Below are 14,221 nucleotides of genomic sequence, written 5' to 3'. Positions count from 1 at the left end.
CCATCTCGCTGCCCGAGAACGCCGCGTTCAGCAGCACCAGGACCACGACCAGGACGACTTGCCAGCCGTATCCGCCCACGGCGGACATCAACTCCATTCTTTTCCGAAAGCTTCAGCGGTTACCGAAACCGTAGCCGACACCATTTGTGGCGGGGATCTCAGAAACGGCGCGGAGAGCGTACGGAATGGTTTTACTATTGGTTTCCTGGCGGGTTCCTGGTCGTTTCCTCGCCGGATCCTGGGGTTCTCCTGGGACTATTCGAAGGCATCTCACAGGTTCCCCCGGCCGGGGTGCGGGCCCGGTGCGGCTTCTATAGTCGCCAGACGGTCGCGGAAGGAAAGCAGATGCAGGTGCTCCTCGTCGAGGACGACGAGTCGATCGCGGTGCCGCTGGTGGAGGGCCTCGCGCGGTACGGTATCGCCGCCCGCCACGTCACCACCGGCGCCGAGGCGCTGTCCGCCCCACCGGTCGACCTGGTGCTGCTGGATCTGGGACTGCCCGACATCGACGGCGTGGACGTGTGCTGGGAGCTGAACCGGGCCCGCAACGTCCCGGTGATCATGCTGACGTCCCGGCGCGGTGAGGCCGACCTGGTCCGCGGGCTGGAGGGCGGCGCCGACGACTACCTGGCCAAACCGTTCAGCCTGCGGGAGCTGGTGGCCCGGATCCGGGCCGTGGACCGGCGGTCCCGGGCGGCGGCGGTCGCGGGCGCCGCAGCGGGCGGGCCTGCCGAGCCGGATGTGCGAACCGTCGGAAATCTCCGCCTGGACCGCGCCACCCGTGAGGTGACCGTCGGCGGCGTGCCGGTGCCGCTGGCGCCGAAGGAGTACGACCTGCTGGCCATGCTCGCCGACCGGCCCGGCACGGTGGTGCTGCGGCAACGGCTGCTGGAGCAGGTGTGGGCGACCGCCGAGGGCCGTGGGAAGACCCTCGACTTCCACATCGCCGCGCTGCGCCGGAAACTCGGCGATCCCGCCTGGATCGAGACGAGCCGTGGGGTGGGATTCCGGCTCGTGGCGCGATGACCCGCCGTCTGGTGCTCAGCCACCTCACCCTGGTCCTGATGGTCCTCGCCGCGCTGGCGATCCCGCTCGGCTACCTCTATCAGCGCGGCGAGCAGCAGCAGGCGCTGCGGCAGCTGGAACGGGAGGCCGAGGTGATCGCCGCCTACGTCGACGCGGAACTCGACGAGGACGACGACGACGGGGTGCAGGAGATCGCCCGGGAGTCCGCCCGCCGCTGGCGTGGCCAGGTCGAACTGTTCGACGCCTCGGGCGGTCTCGTCCTCAGCACCGTCTCCGCGGCGCCCGGCGGCCCGGCGATGATGTCCGCGTCGGTTCCGGTCAACCCCGGCAAACCCGATCTGGGCACGGTACGGGTCAGCGTCCCGGCCGCCCCGGTCACCGCGCAGGTCCGTCAGTTCTGGGCGCTGCTCGCCGCCGCGTCGGTCGCCGTCCTGGCCGCCAGCGCGGCCGTCGCGTACGCCCTGGCCAGCTCGATCAGCAAACCGGTCCGGGCCCTGGAACACGCCACCCGGCGGCTCGCCGACGACACCGGCGCCGCTGCCGTGCCCGGCCGTGGCGGGCCACCGGAGCTGCGGCGGCTGGCGGAGACGTTCAACCGGACCGCCGCCCGCCTGCACAGTGTGCTGCAGGCCCGCGGCTCGTTCGTCGAACACGCCTCGCACCAGCTGAAAAGCCCGCTCCAGGCCCTGCGGCTGCGCCTGGAGAACCTGGAGCCGGACATCGCCCCGGCCGGCGCCGCGAACCTGGAGGCGGCCCTCGGCGAGACCGCCCGCCTCGGCAAACTCGTCGACACGCTGCTCGACCTGACCCTGATCGACCGTCGCGAGGAGACACCGGAACGCGTCGACCTGGCCGCGGAGGCGACGCTGCGCGCCGAGATCTGGCAGCCCCTGGCAGCCGAGCGCGAGGTGACCGTACGGGCGCAGGTCTTCTCTCCGGTGTGGGCGCTCGCCGCGCCCGGCAGCGTCGAGCAGATCCTCGACAATCTGATCTCCAACGCTCTGCGGGCCGCGCCGCCCGGCAGCGAGATCCTGGTGACGGCCGGGATCACCGGGGATCACGTCGCGCTGCATGTCCGGGACGCCGGTCCGGGCCTGACCACTGACCAGCGGGAACAGGCCCTGGAGCCGTTCTGGCGGGCGCCCGGCGCGCCGAAGGGCGGCAGTGGGCTCGGCCTGGCCCTGGTCCGCAAGCTCGCCGAGGCCGGCGATGGCACGGTCCGCCTGGACGCCGCGACCCCGGCCGGCATCGACGCGGTCGTCACCCTGCCCGCGGCCCGGGGCCCGGCATGAGACCGCGAGGAAAGCGCTGATGCGTGCCGCCCGGCTGATCAACCTGGTGCTGTTGCTGCAGGCCCGGGGCACGCTGACGGCCGCGGAGATCGCCGCCGAGCTGGAGGTCTCCGAGCGGACCGTCTACCGGGACGTGCTGGAGCTGTCCGCGGCCGGGGTCCCGATCTACGCCGAGCAGGGGCGGGCCGGTGGGTACCGGCTCGTCGGCGGGTACCGGACCCGGCTGACCGGGTTGAGCCGGGCCGAGGCGGAGGCGCTGTTCCTGGCGGGGCTGCCGGGACCGGCCCGGGACATGGGGCTGGCGGGACCGGTCCGCGACGTACGCCGCAAGGTCCTCGCCGCCCTGCCGCCCACCCTGCGGGAGGCCTCGCAGCGGGCCGGGCAACGCTTCCACCTCGACGCGCCCGGCTGGTTCGCCGACACCGAGCATCCGCCGGAGCACCTGGCCGAGCTGGCGGCCGCGGTGTGGCAGGACCTGACCGTCACGCTGCGCTACCAGCGGCGGGAGGAGGTGACCCGGACCGTCGAACCGTACGGGCTCGTGCTCAAGAACGGCGTCTGGTACCTGATCGGCCATGTCGATGACAGCCTGCGCACCTACCGCGTCGACCGGATCACCGGTGTGGAGGCGTCCGAGGAGCATTTCGCCCGGGATCCGGAGTTCGATCTGCCGTCGTTCTGGGCGGAACGGGCCACCGAGTTCGTGCGGCAGATGCTCCGGGAGACGATCACGCTGCGGCTCAGCCCGGCCGGGGTGCGGATGCTGCGGTTCGTCGCCGAGCCGCCGGCGGTGCGGGAGGCCCTGGCGGCGGCCGGCGAGCCGGATCCGGACGGGTGGGTGCGGACCCGGCTGCCGGTGGAGTCACTGGACGTCGGTTACTCGTACGTCCTCAGGTTCGGCCCCGAGGCGGAGGTCCTGGAGCCGCCCGCCCTCCGGGAACGGCTGGCCTCCGCCGCGCGGCGTCTCGGCGACCTCTACCGATAACCCGTGACGTCGGCGGGCCGGCCCGGATCCTGTACCTCGACCAGGTAGCGCCAGGCGTCCGGGCGGCTGCCGTCCAGATCGGTGAACCCGTAGGCCTGGGCCAGCTCACCGCTGGACACCGACTTCCCGTTCCACCGGGCCCGGTCGGGATCGGCGGCGAGAGCGGCGATCGCGCGTCCCACGTACGCCGGAGTCTCCGAGATCGCGAAATGCGGCTCCTTCTCGCACGCGTCCCGCCAGTTCTCCTCGCTGACCCCGAAGTTCTCCAGCATCATCTCCGAGCGCAGCCACCCCGGTGTCAGCGCCACCGCCGTCCCCCCGTGCTCGGCCAGCTCGTGCCCCCACACGAACGCGAGCCGGTTCACCGACCATTTCGCCAGGTCGTAGAAGACCGACAGCCGGTAGTTGACCGCGTTGTACGCCGTCGTCCCGTCCCCGATCTCCACCACCAGCCCACCCGGCTTACGAATCAGCAGCGGCAGCGCGTAGTGGCTGGTCACGATGTGCGAGTCGATCGCCTGCCGGATCAGCCGGAAACCCCGCTCCAGATCCTGTTCCCAGACAGGCTTGTTCCAGGTGGTCAGCGGATCCCCGCCCCACACGTCGTTGACCAGCACGTCCAGCTGCCCGTGCTCGTCGTCGATCCGCCGGACCAGCGTTTCCACCTGCCCGTGGTCGAGATGGTCGACGGCCACCGCGATCCCGTTCCCACCCGCGGCCGTGACCAGTTCCGCCGTTTCCTCGATCGTTTCCGGCCGGTTCATCGGCGACCGGTTGGCGCGGGTGCTGCGCCCCGTCGCGTACACGGTGGCCCCGGCTTCCCCGAGCCGCACCGCGATCTGCCGCCCCGCGCCCCGGGTCGCCCCCGCCACGAGCGCTACCTTCCCGGCCAGTGTCTTCGTCGTCATACCACCGACCGTGCCCCCGAACCCTGACAGCCCTCGTCAGGTTTTTCACGCCGTCCCGCACAAGATCGGCATGCCGTCTCGCCGGTTGCTCAGATGGGACTGAAGAGCACGAAGGCGAGGGAGCGATCCGGGGCCAGAAACAGGTCCCTCGAACCCGGCCCTTCCTGGGAATGCTGCTCGGACCACGCTTCGCTGTAGGTCCACTTCGTGCCGTCGGGGACGAACGGGGCCAGGCCGGGCCAGATCTTCGCCGGGGTGCCGTACGGGTACACCGTCGACTCGGGGCCGGTGAGGACGACCGGCTCCCAGTCGTACCGCTCGGCCAGCGCCGCCGCGTCAGCCGGAGTCAGGCGGATCACGGCCTGATGCACCCAGTCGGACGGGGCCATCCGAGAACAGGGATCACCCCCCGCCCGGACCTGCCAATGGATCTCCGGATAGTCACCCACCCCGGGAATGTCCTGGTCGGTCCAGTTGCGGTCGGTCCGGACCAGGTCCTCGGCGGCGGCGAGCTTCTCCGGGCAGTCAGCCGCCGCGACGGCCTCTTTCCCCAGCTCGACACCCACCACCGCGATGCCCGCGATCAGCGGAATCCCGAGGCACGCCAGCATCACCTTCGTTCCGATACCGAACCGTCGCATCGCCACAACCTATCGGTCCACGGCACCATGGATTCATGATCTCCACAGTGGCGGTGCTGTCCGACATCCACGGCGTGTTGCCCGCGTTGGAGCGGGTGCTCGCCGAACCGGCGGTCGCGGGCGCGGACCGGCTCGTCGTCACCGGTGATCACACGTGGGGCCCGCAGCCGGCGGAGGTGCTGGACCGGCTGGTGTCACTCGGCGAAAGGGCGGTCCTCGTTCGCGGCAACGCCGACCGGGAACTGCTGCGGATGTCGCGCGGGGAGGACATCGGGCTCGGTGACGATCCGCTGTCCGTCTGGGGCGCTGCGCAATTCCGGGCGGATCATCAACGGCTGGTCGACGCGATGCCGGAGCAGGTCACGATCGAGGTCGAGGGGTTCGGGGCGGTCCGGTTCTGCCATGCGACGCCGCGCGACGATCAGGAGGTGGTGCTGGTCGACAGCCGGCTCGACCGGTGGGCCGAGGTGTTCGCCGGGCTGCCGGACGAGGTGGGGACCGTCGTCTGCGGGCACACCCACATGCCGTTCCTCCGGCTGGTCGACGGCAGGCTGGTGGTGAACCCGGGGAGTGTCGGTCTCCCGTACGGCAGAAGGGGTGCGCACTGGGTGATCCTGTCGGCGGGCGTGGTGTCGATGGGCCGCACGCTGATCGACCCTGAGGTGCTGGCCCGTGAGGTGATCGGGGCGTCGGCGCTGCCGGGCGTGGCGGAGTGGGTCCGGGAGAACCTGGTCGAGCCGGCCGGTGACGTCGAGGCGATCGCCACGTTCGGGCCGTGGGACGGGCGCCGGTGAGGGGTGAAGTACGCCGACCATCGTACTAACGTCGCTCTTTGTACGAAGATTGTCGTACTAGACGGGGAGCAGTCGATGGTGGCCGCCCCGGAAGGCAATGTCTTCGTGGTGCCCGACGACATGGACGCGCGGGTCGCCGCCGGGATCTTCGTCGAGTTCGGGACCGCCGACGACGCCCTGTTCGAGTTCGGTGGGTTGCGGGCCGGCGAGACGGTGCTGGTGCAGGCCGCCGCGAGCGGGGTCGGGCTGGCCGCTGTGCAGCTCGCCAAGGCCGCGGGCGCCACGGTGATCGGCACCGCGGGCACCGGCGGGAAACTGGACCGGCTGAAGGAGTACGGGCTCGACCACGGGATCAACTACCGGACCGGCGGCGTCGTCGAGAAGGTCAAGGAGCTCACCGGTGGCCGGGGCGCGGACCTGATCATCGACCCGGTCGGCGGGAAGACCCTCGAGGACAGCGTCGACGCGGTCGCCTACCGGGGCCGGATCATCTACCTCGGGCAGGTCGGGCGGGACCCGTACCAGCCCCAGCTCTTCCCGCTCCTGCTCAAGAGCGCCCGGCTGAACGGGCTCTACTACGGCGCGGAGGCCGAACGTGAGCCGCAGCGCGTCCGTGAACGGGTCCAGCAGCTCATCGACCGGATCGCCGCCGGGGAGCTGACCGTGGTGATCGACCGGGAGTTCCCGCTCGCCGACGCCGCCGCGGCACACCGTCACATCGAAAGCCGCGCGGCTTTCGGGCGCGTGCTCCTGATTCCCTGACAGCATGGTGCCATGCGTGCGGTGATCTTCGATGACATCAAAAGCCTGCCTGAGGTACGGGAGGTGCCCGCCCCCTCGGCCCCGGACGGCGGCGTGGTGGTACGGGTCGCGGCCACCGGCCTGTGCCGCAGCGACTGGCACGCGTGGGCCGGGCACGACGAGATCGCCCTGCCGCACGTGCCGGGCCACGAGCTGGCCGGGGTGATCGCCGAGGTCGGCGCGGGCGTCACCCGGTGGCAGGCCGGCGACCGGGTGACAGTGCCGTTCGTGTGCGGCTGCGGCAGGTGCGCGTGGTGCCGGACCGGGCAGGCGCAGGTGTGCCCCGACCAGCAGCAGCCCGGGTTCACGCACTGGGGGTCGTTCGCCGAGTACGTGGCCCTGCACGCCGCCGACACCAACCTGGTCGCCGTTCCGGAGACGGTCGGGTTCGCGGCCGCCGCCGGGCTGGGCTGCCGGTTCGCCACCGCGTACCGGGGGCTGGCCGGCCGCGCCCGGATCACCGCGGGCGAATGGGTGACGGTCGTCGGCGCCGGCGGGGTCGGCCTGAGCGCGGTGATGATCGCGCGCGCCCTCGGCGCCCGGGTGATCGCCGTCGACCGCAACCCGGAGGCCCTCGCCGCTGCCGCGGGACTCGGCGCCGAGCACACCCTCCTCGCCGGGGACACCGCGGTCCCGGCCGCGGTCGCCGATCTCACCGGTGGTGGCAGCCACGTCTCCGTCGACGCCGTCGGCAGTGAGCGGACCTGCGCCGACGCCATCCTCAGCCTGCGCCGCCAGGGCCGGCACGTGCAGATCGGGCTGCTTCCCCCGGTCGGCGGGCACCCGCGCGTGCCGATGGACCGGGTGATCGGCTGGGAACTGGACGTGCTGGGCAGTCACGGGATGGCGGCCGCCGACTACCCGGGCATGCTGGCGCTGATCGAGCGCGGTCTGCTGCGGCCGGACCGGCTGATCGAGCGCACCATCGGGCTGGACGAGGCGGCCGCCCTGCTGCCGGTCTTCGACCAGGCCACGGTCGCGGGGATGACCATGATCGACCCGGCCGCATAGGGTCGGGGAATGGATCTGCGTTACCGGTCCGCCGCCGGGCGGTGGGTGCTGCTGGCGACCGTACTCGGATCGAGTCTCGCCTTCATCGACTCGACAGTCGTCACCATCGCGCTCCCCGCGATCGGCCGGGAACTCGGCGCGAGCGCCGCCGGCCTGCAGTGGACCGTCAACGGGTACGCGCTGAGCCTGGCCTCCCTGATCCTGCTCGGCGGTTCGCTCAGCGACCGGTTCGGCCGCAAGCGGCTGTTCCTGGTCGGGGTCACCTGGTTCGCCCTGGCGTCGCTGCTCTGCGGGATCGCCCCGTCGGTCGAACTGCTGGTCGCCGCCCGGGTGCTGCAGGGCATCGGCGGCGCGCTGCTCACACCGGGGGCCCTCGCGATCCTGGAGGCGTCGTTCCAGGCCGGCGACCGGGCGAAGGCGATCGGCGCGTGGTCCGGGCTCGGCGGGATCGGTGGCGCGCTCGGCCCGTTCCTCGGCGGCTGGCTCGTGGAGATCGGCAGCTGGCGGTACATCTTCCTGATCAACCTGCCGATCGCCGCGATCGTGCTGTGGGTGACCGCCCGGCACGTGCCGGAGTCCCGCAACCCCGCCGCCGCACCGAACTTCGACATCGCGGGCCTGGTCACCGGGGTGATCGGGCTGGGCGGGCTGACCTACGGGTTCACCGCGTGGCCGGAACGCGGCCCGGCCGACCCCGTGGTGCTGGTCTCGCTCGCCACCGGTGTCCTCGGGATGATCGCCTTCGTGGTCGCCGAGCGCCGGTCCCCGTACCCCCTGCTGCCCTTGACGATCTTCCGCACCAGGGCGTTCACCGGCGCGAACCTGGTGACCTTCCTGGTGTACGCGGCCAACGGTGGCGTCTTCTTCCTCGTCGTCGTGAACCTGCAGGTCGTCGCCGGGTTCTCGCCGCTGGCCAGCGGGGTCGCGCTGCTGCCGGTCACCGTGCTGATGCTGCTGCTGTCGGCCCGCGCCGGCGCCCTGGGCCAGCGGATCGGCCCGCGCCTGCCGATGTCGGCCGGCCCACTGGTCTGCGCAGCGGCGCTGACCTGGCTGTCGACGATCGGCACGGGCGCGTCCTACCTGGCCGACGTCCTGCCCCCGGTGATCCTCTTCGGTCTGGGGCTGGCGCTGCTGGTCGCTCCGTTGACGGCGACCGCGCTGGGTTCCCTGGACGACTCGTACGCGGGCATCGCCTCCGGCGTCAACAACGCCGTCGCCCGGGCCGCGGGGCTGCTGGCTGTCGCGGTGCTTCCGCTGGCCGCTGGCCTGGGCGCCGGCGACCTGACGGATCCGGAGGTCCTGTCCCCGGTCTACCGCACGACGATGCTGCTGTGCGCGACCCTGATGACCGCCGGCGGCGTGCTGGCCTGGCTCCTGATCCCGAACCGCCTCCCCACCGCCGTTCCGCAGCCGCCGTTCTGCGACACGTGCGCTCCCCCACTGCGCCCCGCCGACATCCCCCACACCTGATCTCCCCACCGGCCGACCCGCGGTGTCCCGATCGCGAGCCGTCGCTCAGGCCGGTCAAGGCCCTCCGAAAACCGGCCTCCCGTACAGCCGACGACCCCAGCCGTCGCCCAAGCCTCCCAAGCCGCGCGGACAACCGGCTCGAACGACGGCCGGCGACCTCGGCCGTCGCCCAAGCCGGTCAAACGGCCCTCGAAAGCGGCGTCAGCGACGGCTGACGATCCGGTCTTGGACTGGCTGGTTGTCAGGAAACGCCTGCCGTGGCCGCCGCGAGGCACGGGACCGCGGTTGGCCCGTACCCTCGAATCAGCGGAGCTGGCCCGCGGAGAGGCCGGTCTGCACCTGGCGATGGAAGACCAGGTAGCCGAGGATGACCGGGACCATCGCGATCGCCATCCCCGCGAACAGGCCGCTGAAGTCGCCGCGGTACCCCTCGTTGACCGCCAGCGCCGTCAAACCCTGCGCCAGCACCCAGCGACGTTCCGCGCCTTCGCCCTGCATGAGGACGATCGGCAGCACGTACTGATTCCACTGGAACAGGAAGTTGAAGATCCCGACGCTGATCAGCCCGGGTTTCGCCATCGGCAGCATGATCCGGAAGAACAGGCCGAAGTGGCCGCACCCGTCGACCATGGCGGCTTCGGCGACCGACGTCGGCAGCGTCCGGAAGAACGCGGTCAGGAAGAACACCGTGAACGGCAGGGAGTACGCGGCGTACACCAGGGTCAGGCCGGGCAGCGTGCCGAGCAGGCCCAGGTTGCGGACCACGAAGAACAATGGCACCAGCGCCAGGAACACCGGGAACATCATGCCGCCGGTGAACGCGTAGTACACGATCCGGTTTCCCCGGAAACGGTAACGGGCCAGCACGTACGCGGCCATCGCCCCGAACAGCATGGTCAGCGTGAGGGCGCCGGTGACGACGACCGCGCTGTTCAGGAAGTACCGGCCGATGTGGGCCTCGTTCCAGGCGCGATCCCAGTTCTCCCAGCGGATCCGGGCGGGCAGGCTCCACGGATCGGTGAGGATCTCCTCGTCGCTCTTGAACGAGCTGAGCACCACCCACACCAGCGGCAACGTGGTGAGCAGCGCCCACACGGCGAGGAACGCGTGGGAAACGACGGGAACGGTACGGCGGGGCGGGGCCGTTTCCGAAGCAGCCGGCGTCGTCACGGGCTTGGCCAGAACGGCGGTCATCACAACTCCACCCGGTCGCGGCGGGTGACCCGCAGGAACATGACGGCGACCGTGAGGGTCAGGAAGAACATGGCGACACCGATCGCGGAGGCGTACCCGAACTGCCCGTCGCCGAAGGCGGTCTTGTAGAGCCGCAATCCCACCACGTCCGACGAGGCGCTCGGACCGCCGTCGGTGATGATCTGCACGATGGCGAATCCGTCGATCGCGATGATCGCCAGGTAGACCCACGCGACCTGGATGGTGTCCCAGACCAGCGGCACGGTGATCCGGACGAGTGTCATGAGCCGTCCGGCGCCGTCGAGCAGCGCGGCCTCGTACAGGTCCCGGGGTATGGCTTGCATGGCGGCGCTGAACAGCACGACGTAGAAGCCGACGTTCATCCAGATCAGCACGGCCAGCACGCACCAGAACGCGAACCGCGGGTCGCCGAGCCAGGCGACCGCGAGCCGGTCCAGCCCCACGCCCCGGAGCAGGCCGTTGATCATGCCGGTGTGTGGAGCGTACATCTCCTTCCACAGCACCCCGATGATCGCCACCGAGAGGACCTGCGGGAAGAAGTAGACGACCCGGTAGAAGCCCGCGCCGCGCACCCCGTGCACACCGACCCGGTCGGCCCGCCCGCCGACGCCGATCATCGAGGCGAAGAACAGTCCCAGCAGGATCGTCACCAGCGGCAGGAACAGCAGGAGCAGGCCGTTGTGGCGCAGCGCGTTCCACAGGTAGCCGTCGTCGAGCAGCCGCTCGAAATTCGCCAGGCCGACGAACTCGAACGTCGGCGACAGCCCGGTCCAGTTCGTGGTGGAGATCTGAAAGGCTTGGAGGTACGGGGAGACGACGAAGATCCCGTAGAGCAGCAGCGGCGGCGCCAGGAACGTGGCGATGAACAGTCGGCGCACGTCAGGACCGCTTGTACTTCTTGATCGAGGGGTCGGTGGCGAACTCGTCGGCGGACCGTTGCACCTTGTCGCACCATTGGGCGGCGTTGATCCGTTTGGCGAACAGTTCGGCGCAGGCCCCGTCGATGCGTTCCCGTTCGAGTTTCCGGTAGTACGAGTTGTACATCCAGGTGAACGCGCCCCCGTCGGACGCCTGGATGAGCGAGAGGACCGAGGTGAGCCCGGGGCCGAGCGGGACGCCGTCGGTGGAGCCGCGCACGCTGGTGAGGCTGCTGGTCATGCGGGTGAACTCGGTGGCGCCCTTCTTCGACAGCATGATCCGCAGGTATTCGAGGCCGCCCCGCCCGTTCCTGGCCTTCGCCGGGACGATGAACGGTTCGCTGCCGGCGCCCCGGAAAGCCGCGAACGGCATCGCGTCCTTGCTGGTCAGGCTGGGGGTCGGGGCGATCGCCATGCGGAAGTCCGGTGGGGTGACCGCGCGCTGCTCACTTTCCAGCCAGGAGCCGCAGGAGATGAACGCGGCGTGGCCACGGCACCATGCGGTCTGCGCCTGGATGTGGTCCATGCCCTCGGCGCCGGGTTGCAGGTATCCGTCGACGGCGAGCTGGTAGTAGGCCTCGGCGGCGGCCCGGACCGCCTCGTGCCGCCACGCGTTCGGTTCCAGGTTGTCGAGCGCCTTGATCACCTCGATGCCGCCGAGCTTGCCGGCGGCGGCGACGATCGGCCAGCTCATGTACCGGGAGTGCTTGCCGGGGTACGTCCACGGCGCGATCCCGGCCGCCTTGATCGTCTTGCAGAGGGCGATCATCTGCTCCCACGTCGCCGGATACTCCCAGCCCCTCGCCTCGAAGAGCTTGCGGGAATACCAGATGCCGTACGCGGAGTAGGCGTAGTTCAGGGACAGGAACTTCCCGTCGTACGAGCCCACGTCCACCGTTCCCGGCAACAGCGTGTCGCGTACCTTCACCGACGGATCGTCGAGGCTCGGCGCGTCGAGCAGCTCCCCCAGGTCGGTGAGGGCGTTCTGGGAGACCAGGCCGTTGAAGTCCATCTGGCTGGCGCCGGAGTTGTTGACCACGTCCGGCGGGTCGCCGCCGACGAACCGCGGTTGCAGCGTCTCGGCGATCTGCTGGGTCGCCGAATGCTTGATCTCCGCCTTCGGGTGCCGCTCGCGGTACATCCGCTCGTGCGCCTTCGCGTACTCGTCACCGAACCCGCCGTTGAAGATCACCACCTCGAGCGGCGCATCCTCCTTCACCCCGAGCGGGTTCTCCGCGCTGGCCACACCCTTGGCGGCGTCCTTGCCGGAGTCGTCGCCGCCCATGGCGCAGCCACCGACCGTGCCCGCGGCGACGGCGCCGACCGTGCCCTGAAGGAGCCGGCGCCTGCTGATCGCTGATGTCATCGCTGCTCTCCTGCCTGTGAGCTGGTCCAACCGTCCGCGGCGAAGGGCTGCCGGATCCCGGCGACGAGCACGCCACGGCCCTGCGACGCGGCGTCGGTGCGGTAGGTGAAACGCAGCCGCGGCGCGTCGGTGCGCACCCGCCACCAGCGCCGCCCGCCGAACCCGGTGAGGGTGCCGTCGCTGGTCACCTCATCGGCGCCGGCCCGCAGCGTCATCGGCAGGGGCGCCCAGGTGATCCCGTCGGCGGACGACTCGACGGTGACGGTGTCGTGGCGCGGCTCGGTGTCGTACCAGATCTGGAAGGAACCTCGCGCCGGGCTCGCGGTGAGCGTCATGACGGCGCTGTCGCGCCGGGCCGCCTGCCAGGGCTTTCCGGCTGCGGGTGGTCCCGGGACGGGGCTCGCGGAGGCGAGGGTACGGGCCAGAGCGCGCCGTACGACGTCGACCGTCCCCCAGCTCCGGTCGGGATGGACCCGGTTGCTGAGCACGATCAGGAACGACCGGTCGATCGGGTCGATCACCACCGACGTGCCGGTGAACCCGGTGTGCCCGAAAGTGATCGGCGACGCCATGCCGTCCATGTACGTGTGCCGGCCCAGCTCGAACCCCAGCCCGCGCCCGTTGCCGTGGTCGGTGAGCGCCCGCCGCACCGAGTCCTCGCTGAGGATCCGCCGTCCCCGGTAGGTGCCGCCGTTCAGCAGCGCCTGGCAGAGGATCGCCAGGTCGTCGACGGTGGAGAAGATCCCCGCGTGCCCCGCCGCCCCGCCGAGCGCCCACGCGTTCTCGTCGTGCACCTCACCCCGGACCATCCCGCGCTCCGGCTGATGTTCCGTCGCCGCCGTCCGTTCCCGCAGCTCAGGGCCCGGGTTGTAGCCGGTCGAGCGCATCCCGAGCGGCCCGGTCACCCCGGCCCGTACCGCCTCGGCGAGGGACCTCCCGGTGACCCGCTCGGCCAGCACGCCGAGCACGATCAGCCCGATGTCGGAGTAGACGTAGCGGCCGGCGGGCCCGGCCGGAGTCGTCAGGGCGGCGGCGAGGCGCTGGTCAGCGGTCGGGTACAGCCGGTGGAGCGGCCGCCAGGCCGGCAGCCCGGAGGTGTGGGTGAGCAGTTGGCGGGCGGTGACCCCGGAGGCGGTGAACTCCGGCACGTACGCCGACACCGGAACGTCCAGATCGATCCGTCCCGCCTCGGCCTGCTGGAGCACGACGATCGTGGTGAACAGCTTGGAGATCGAGGCGAGATCCCACAGCGTGTCGACCCGCGCCGGGATTCGCTGGTCCGGCGGGAGTTCGGCGGCGCCGCCGGTGTAGCGGACCGCGTCCCCGACCGCGAACCGGGACACCACCAGGCCGTGGCGGGCGGCGAGGACCGTCGCCCCCGCGTAGGCGGGATGACCGGGATGGTCCAGCGTGGGCTCCAGATAGGCCTGGGCGATCACCGGCAGCGTGGCGATCAGGTGCGGCAGCAGACCGGCCTGACGGGCGGTGCCGGGGCGCAGCACGTCGTTGGCGAACGTGCTACCGGCCGGCGCGGGCGTCGCCGCGACCAGCACCGACATCACGAGGACCGGAAGCTTGATCATCTAAGCCTCTCCATACACCAACCCGTCGAGGATGGAGCTTTCCTTCGCAACTCGCAAGGGGGGCGAAGGTTATTGCCAAACGACTGCCACCCGGCTACCTTGCGACATCATGCGGACACGTACGGTCGCTTTCCCCGCTCTCGACCCCTGGGGGGTCCGATGAACCGCCGCAACCTGCTGGCGGCGAGCGCGGGCAGCCTCCTCGTCCCGCT

13 protein-coding genes are annotated in these 14,221 nt (G+C 71.0%); 7 read left to right on the top strand and 6 right to left on the bottom strand.

Annotated features, from left to right (window positions below; translation table 11 throughout):
* Nucleotides 1-345: 345 nt before the first annotated feature.
* From ACZ3II_RS13475 to ACZ3II_RS13465, 3 genes are read left to right on the top strand one after another with little or no spacing between them, the layout of a single operon-like run.
* Nucleotides 346-1,026 carry a response regulator transcription factor gene (locus tag ACZ3II_RS13475; protein WP_465517897.1) on the top strand — a complete coding sequence of 227 codons (681 nt, stop codon included), beginning with the start codon at nucleotides 346-348 and terminating at the stop codon, nucleotides 1,024-1,026.
* Entirely contained in the window at nucleotides 1,023-2,318 is a 1,296-nt protein-coding gene (locus ACZ3II_RS13470; protein ID WP_465517896.1) for a sensor histidine kinase, read from the top strand. The genes ACZ3II_RS13475 and ACZ3II_RS13470 overlap by 4 nt, the downstream gene beginning before the upstream one ends.
* A 19-nt stretch (nucleotides 2,319-2,337) precedes the next feature.
* On the top strand, nucleotides 2,338-3,303 hold the full coding sequence (locus ACZ3II_RS13465) for a helix-turn-helix transcriptional regulator (RefSeq protein ID WP_465517895.1): 966 nt from the start codon (nucleotides 2,338-2,340) through the stop codon (nucleotides 3,301-3,303).
* Here ACZ3II_RS13465 and ACZ3II_RS13460 read toward each other — a convergent pair.
* Nucleotides 3,294-4,211 (bottom strand): SDR family oxidoreductase, encoded by a 918-nt coding sequence (locus ACZ3II_RS13460; RefSeq protein ID WP_465517894.1) that lies wholly within the window; start codon nucleotides 4,209-4,211, stop codon nucleotides 3,294-3,296. The genes ACZ3II_RS13465 and ACZ3II_RS13460 overlap by 10 nt on opposite strands.
* Before the next feature lie 89 nt (nucleotides 4,212-4,300).
* The gene (locus ACZ3II_RS13455) at nucleotides 4,301-4,852 is read right to left on the bottom strand and encodes a hypothetical protein (protein WP_465517893.1); all 552 of its coding nucleotides are present in this window, start codon (nucleotides 4,850-4,852) and stop codon (nucleotides 4,301-4,303) included.
* 35 nt (nucleotides 4,853-4,887) lie between these two features.
* Here ACZ3II_RS13455 and ACZ3II_RS13450 point away from each other — a divergent pair, with 35 nt between their 5' ends.
* The 4 genes from ACZ3II_RS13450 to ACZ3II_RS13435 all read left to right on the top strand — a co-directional run bounded on the left by ACZ3II_RS13450 (nucleotide 4,888) and on the right by ACZ3II_RS13435 (nucleotide 8,928).
* Nucleotides 4,888-5,646 carry a metallophosphoesterase family protein gene (locus ACZ3II_RS13450; RefSeq protein WP_465517892.1) on the top strand — a complete coding sequence of 253 codons (759 nt, stop codon included), beginning with the start codon at nucleotides 4,888-4,890 and terminating at the stop codon, nucleotides 5,644-5,646.
* Nucleotides 5,647-5,721: 75 nt separating this feature from the next.
* The gene (locus tag ACZ3II_RS13445) at nucleotides 5,722-6,408 is read left to right on the top strand and encodes a quinone oxidoreductase family protein (protein ID WP_465517891.1); all 687 of its coding nucleotides are present in this window, start codon (nucleotides 5,722-5,724) and stop codon (nucleotides 6,406-6,408) included.
* Between the two features lie 12 nt (nucleotides 6,409-6,420).
* Nucleotides 6,421-7,458, top strand: a complete 1,038-nt coding sequence (locus tag ACZ3II_RS13440; RefSeq protein WP_465517890.1) for an alcohol dehydrogenase catalytic domain-containing protein — start codon at nucleotides 6,421-6,423, stop codon at nucleotides 7,456-7,458.
* A 9-nt stretch (nucleotides 7,459-7,467) separates the two neighbouring features.
* Entirely contained in the window at nucleotides 7,468-8,928 is a 1,461-nt protein-coding gene (locus tag ACZ3II_RS13435) for a DHA2 family efflux MFS transporter permease subunit (RefSeq protein WP_465517889.1), read from the top strand.
* Between the two features lie 303 nt (nucleotides 8,929-9,231).
* Here ACZ3II_RS13435 and ACZ3II_RS13430 read toward each other — a convergent pair whose 3' ends face one another.
* Genes ACZ3II_RS13430 through ACZ3II_RS13415 form a run of 4 tightly spaced genes read right to left on the bottom strand, consistent with a single transcriptional unit; the run spans nucleotide 9,232 to nucleotide 14,009 of the window.
* On the bottom strand, nucleotides 9,232-10,122 hold the full coding sequence (locus ACZ3II_RS13430; protein WP_465517888.1) for a carbohydrate ABC transporter permease: 891 nt from the start codon (nucleotides 10,120-10,122) through the stop codon (nucleotides 9,232-9,234).
* Nucleotides 10,122-11,021 carry a carbohydrate ABC transporter permease gene (locus tag ACZ3II_RS13425; RefSeq protein WP_465517887.1) on the bottom strand — a complete coding sequence of 300 codons (900 nt, stop codon included), beginning with the start codon at nucleotides 11,019-11,021 and terminating at the stop codon, nucleotides 10,122-10,124. The genes ACZ3II_RS13430 and ACZ3II_RS13425 overlap by 1 nt, the downstream gene beginning before the upstream one ends.
* A 1-nt stretch (nucleotide 11,022) precedes the next feature.
* Nucleotides 11,023-12,426, bottom strand: a complete 1,404-nt coding sequence (gene ngcE, locus ACZ3II_RS13420; protein WP_465517886.1) for an N-acetylglucosamine/diacetylchitobiose ABC transporter substrate-binding protein — start codon at nucleotides 12,424-12,426, stop codon at nucleotides 11,023-11,025.
* The gene (locus tag ACZ3II_RS13415) at nucleotides 12,423-14,009 is read right to left on the bottom strand and encodes a serine hydrolase domain-containing protein (protein WP_465517885.1); all 1,587 of its coding nucleotides are present in this window, start codon (nucleotides 14,007-14,009) and stop codon (nucleotides 12,423-12,425) included. Before ACZ3II_RS13415 ends, ngcE begins: the two co-directional genes overlap by 4 nt.
* Between the last annotated feature and the right edge of the window lie 212 nt (nucleotides 14,010-14,221).

The organism is Actinoplanes sp. NPDC019969, assembly GCF_055562375.1.
Note: the sequence above shows the minus strand (reverse complement) of the source record. Positions and strands in the feature narration are given on the sequence as shown.

Coding starts and splice junctions, on each gene's coding strand:
- ACZ3II_RS13435 (WP_465517889.1), top strand. CDS start 7,468: ATGGATCTGCGTTACCGGTCCGCCGCCGGGCGGTGGGTGCTGCTGGCG.
- ACZ3II_RS13475 (WP_465517897.1), top strand. CDS start 346: ATGCAGGTGCTCCTCGTCGAGGACGACGAGTCGATCGCGGTGCCGCTG.
- ngcE (WP_465517886.1), bottom strand. CDS start 12,426: ATGACATCAGCGATCAGCAGGCGCCGGCTCCTTCAGGGCACGGTCGGC.
- ACZ3II_RS13440 (WP_465517890.1), top strand. CDS start 6,421: ATGCGTGCGGTGATCTTCGATGACATCAAAAGCCTGCCTGAGGTACGG.
- ACZ3II_RS13430 (WP_465517888.1), bottom strand. CDS start 10,122: ATGACCGCCGTTCTGGCCAAGCCCGTGACGACGCCGGCTGCTTCGGAA.
- ACZ3II_RS13470 (WP_465517896.1), top strand. CDS start 1,023: ATGACCCGCCGTCTGGTGCTCAGCCACCTCACCCTGGTCCTGATGGTC.
- ACZ3II_RS13415 (WP_465517885.1), bottom strand. CDS start 14,009: ATGATCAAGCTTCCGGTCCTCGTGATGTCGGTGCTGGTCGCGGCGACG.
- ACZ3II_RS13445 (WP_465517891.1), top strand. CDS start 5,722: ATGGTGGCCGCCCCGGAAGGCAATGTCTTCGTGGTGCCCGACGACATG.
- ACZ3II_RS13465 (WP_465517895.1), top strand. CDS start 2,338: ATGCGTGCCGCCCGGCTGATCAACCTGGTGCTGTTGCTGCAGGCCCGG.
- ACZ3II_RS13455 (WP_465517893.1), bottom strand. CDS start 4,852: ATGCGACGGTTCGGTATCGGAACGAAGGTGATGCTGGCGTGCCTCGGG.
- ACZ3II_RS13450 (WP_465517892.1), top strand. CDS start 4,888: ATGATCTCCACAGTGGCGGTGCTGTCCGACATCCACGGCGTGTTGCCC.
- ACZ3II_RS13460 (WP_465517894.1), bottom strand. CDS start 4,211: ATGACGACGAAGACACTGGCCGGGAAGGTAGCGCTCGTGGCGGGGGCG.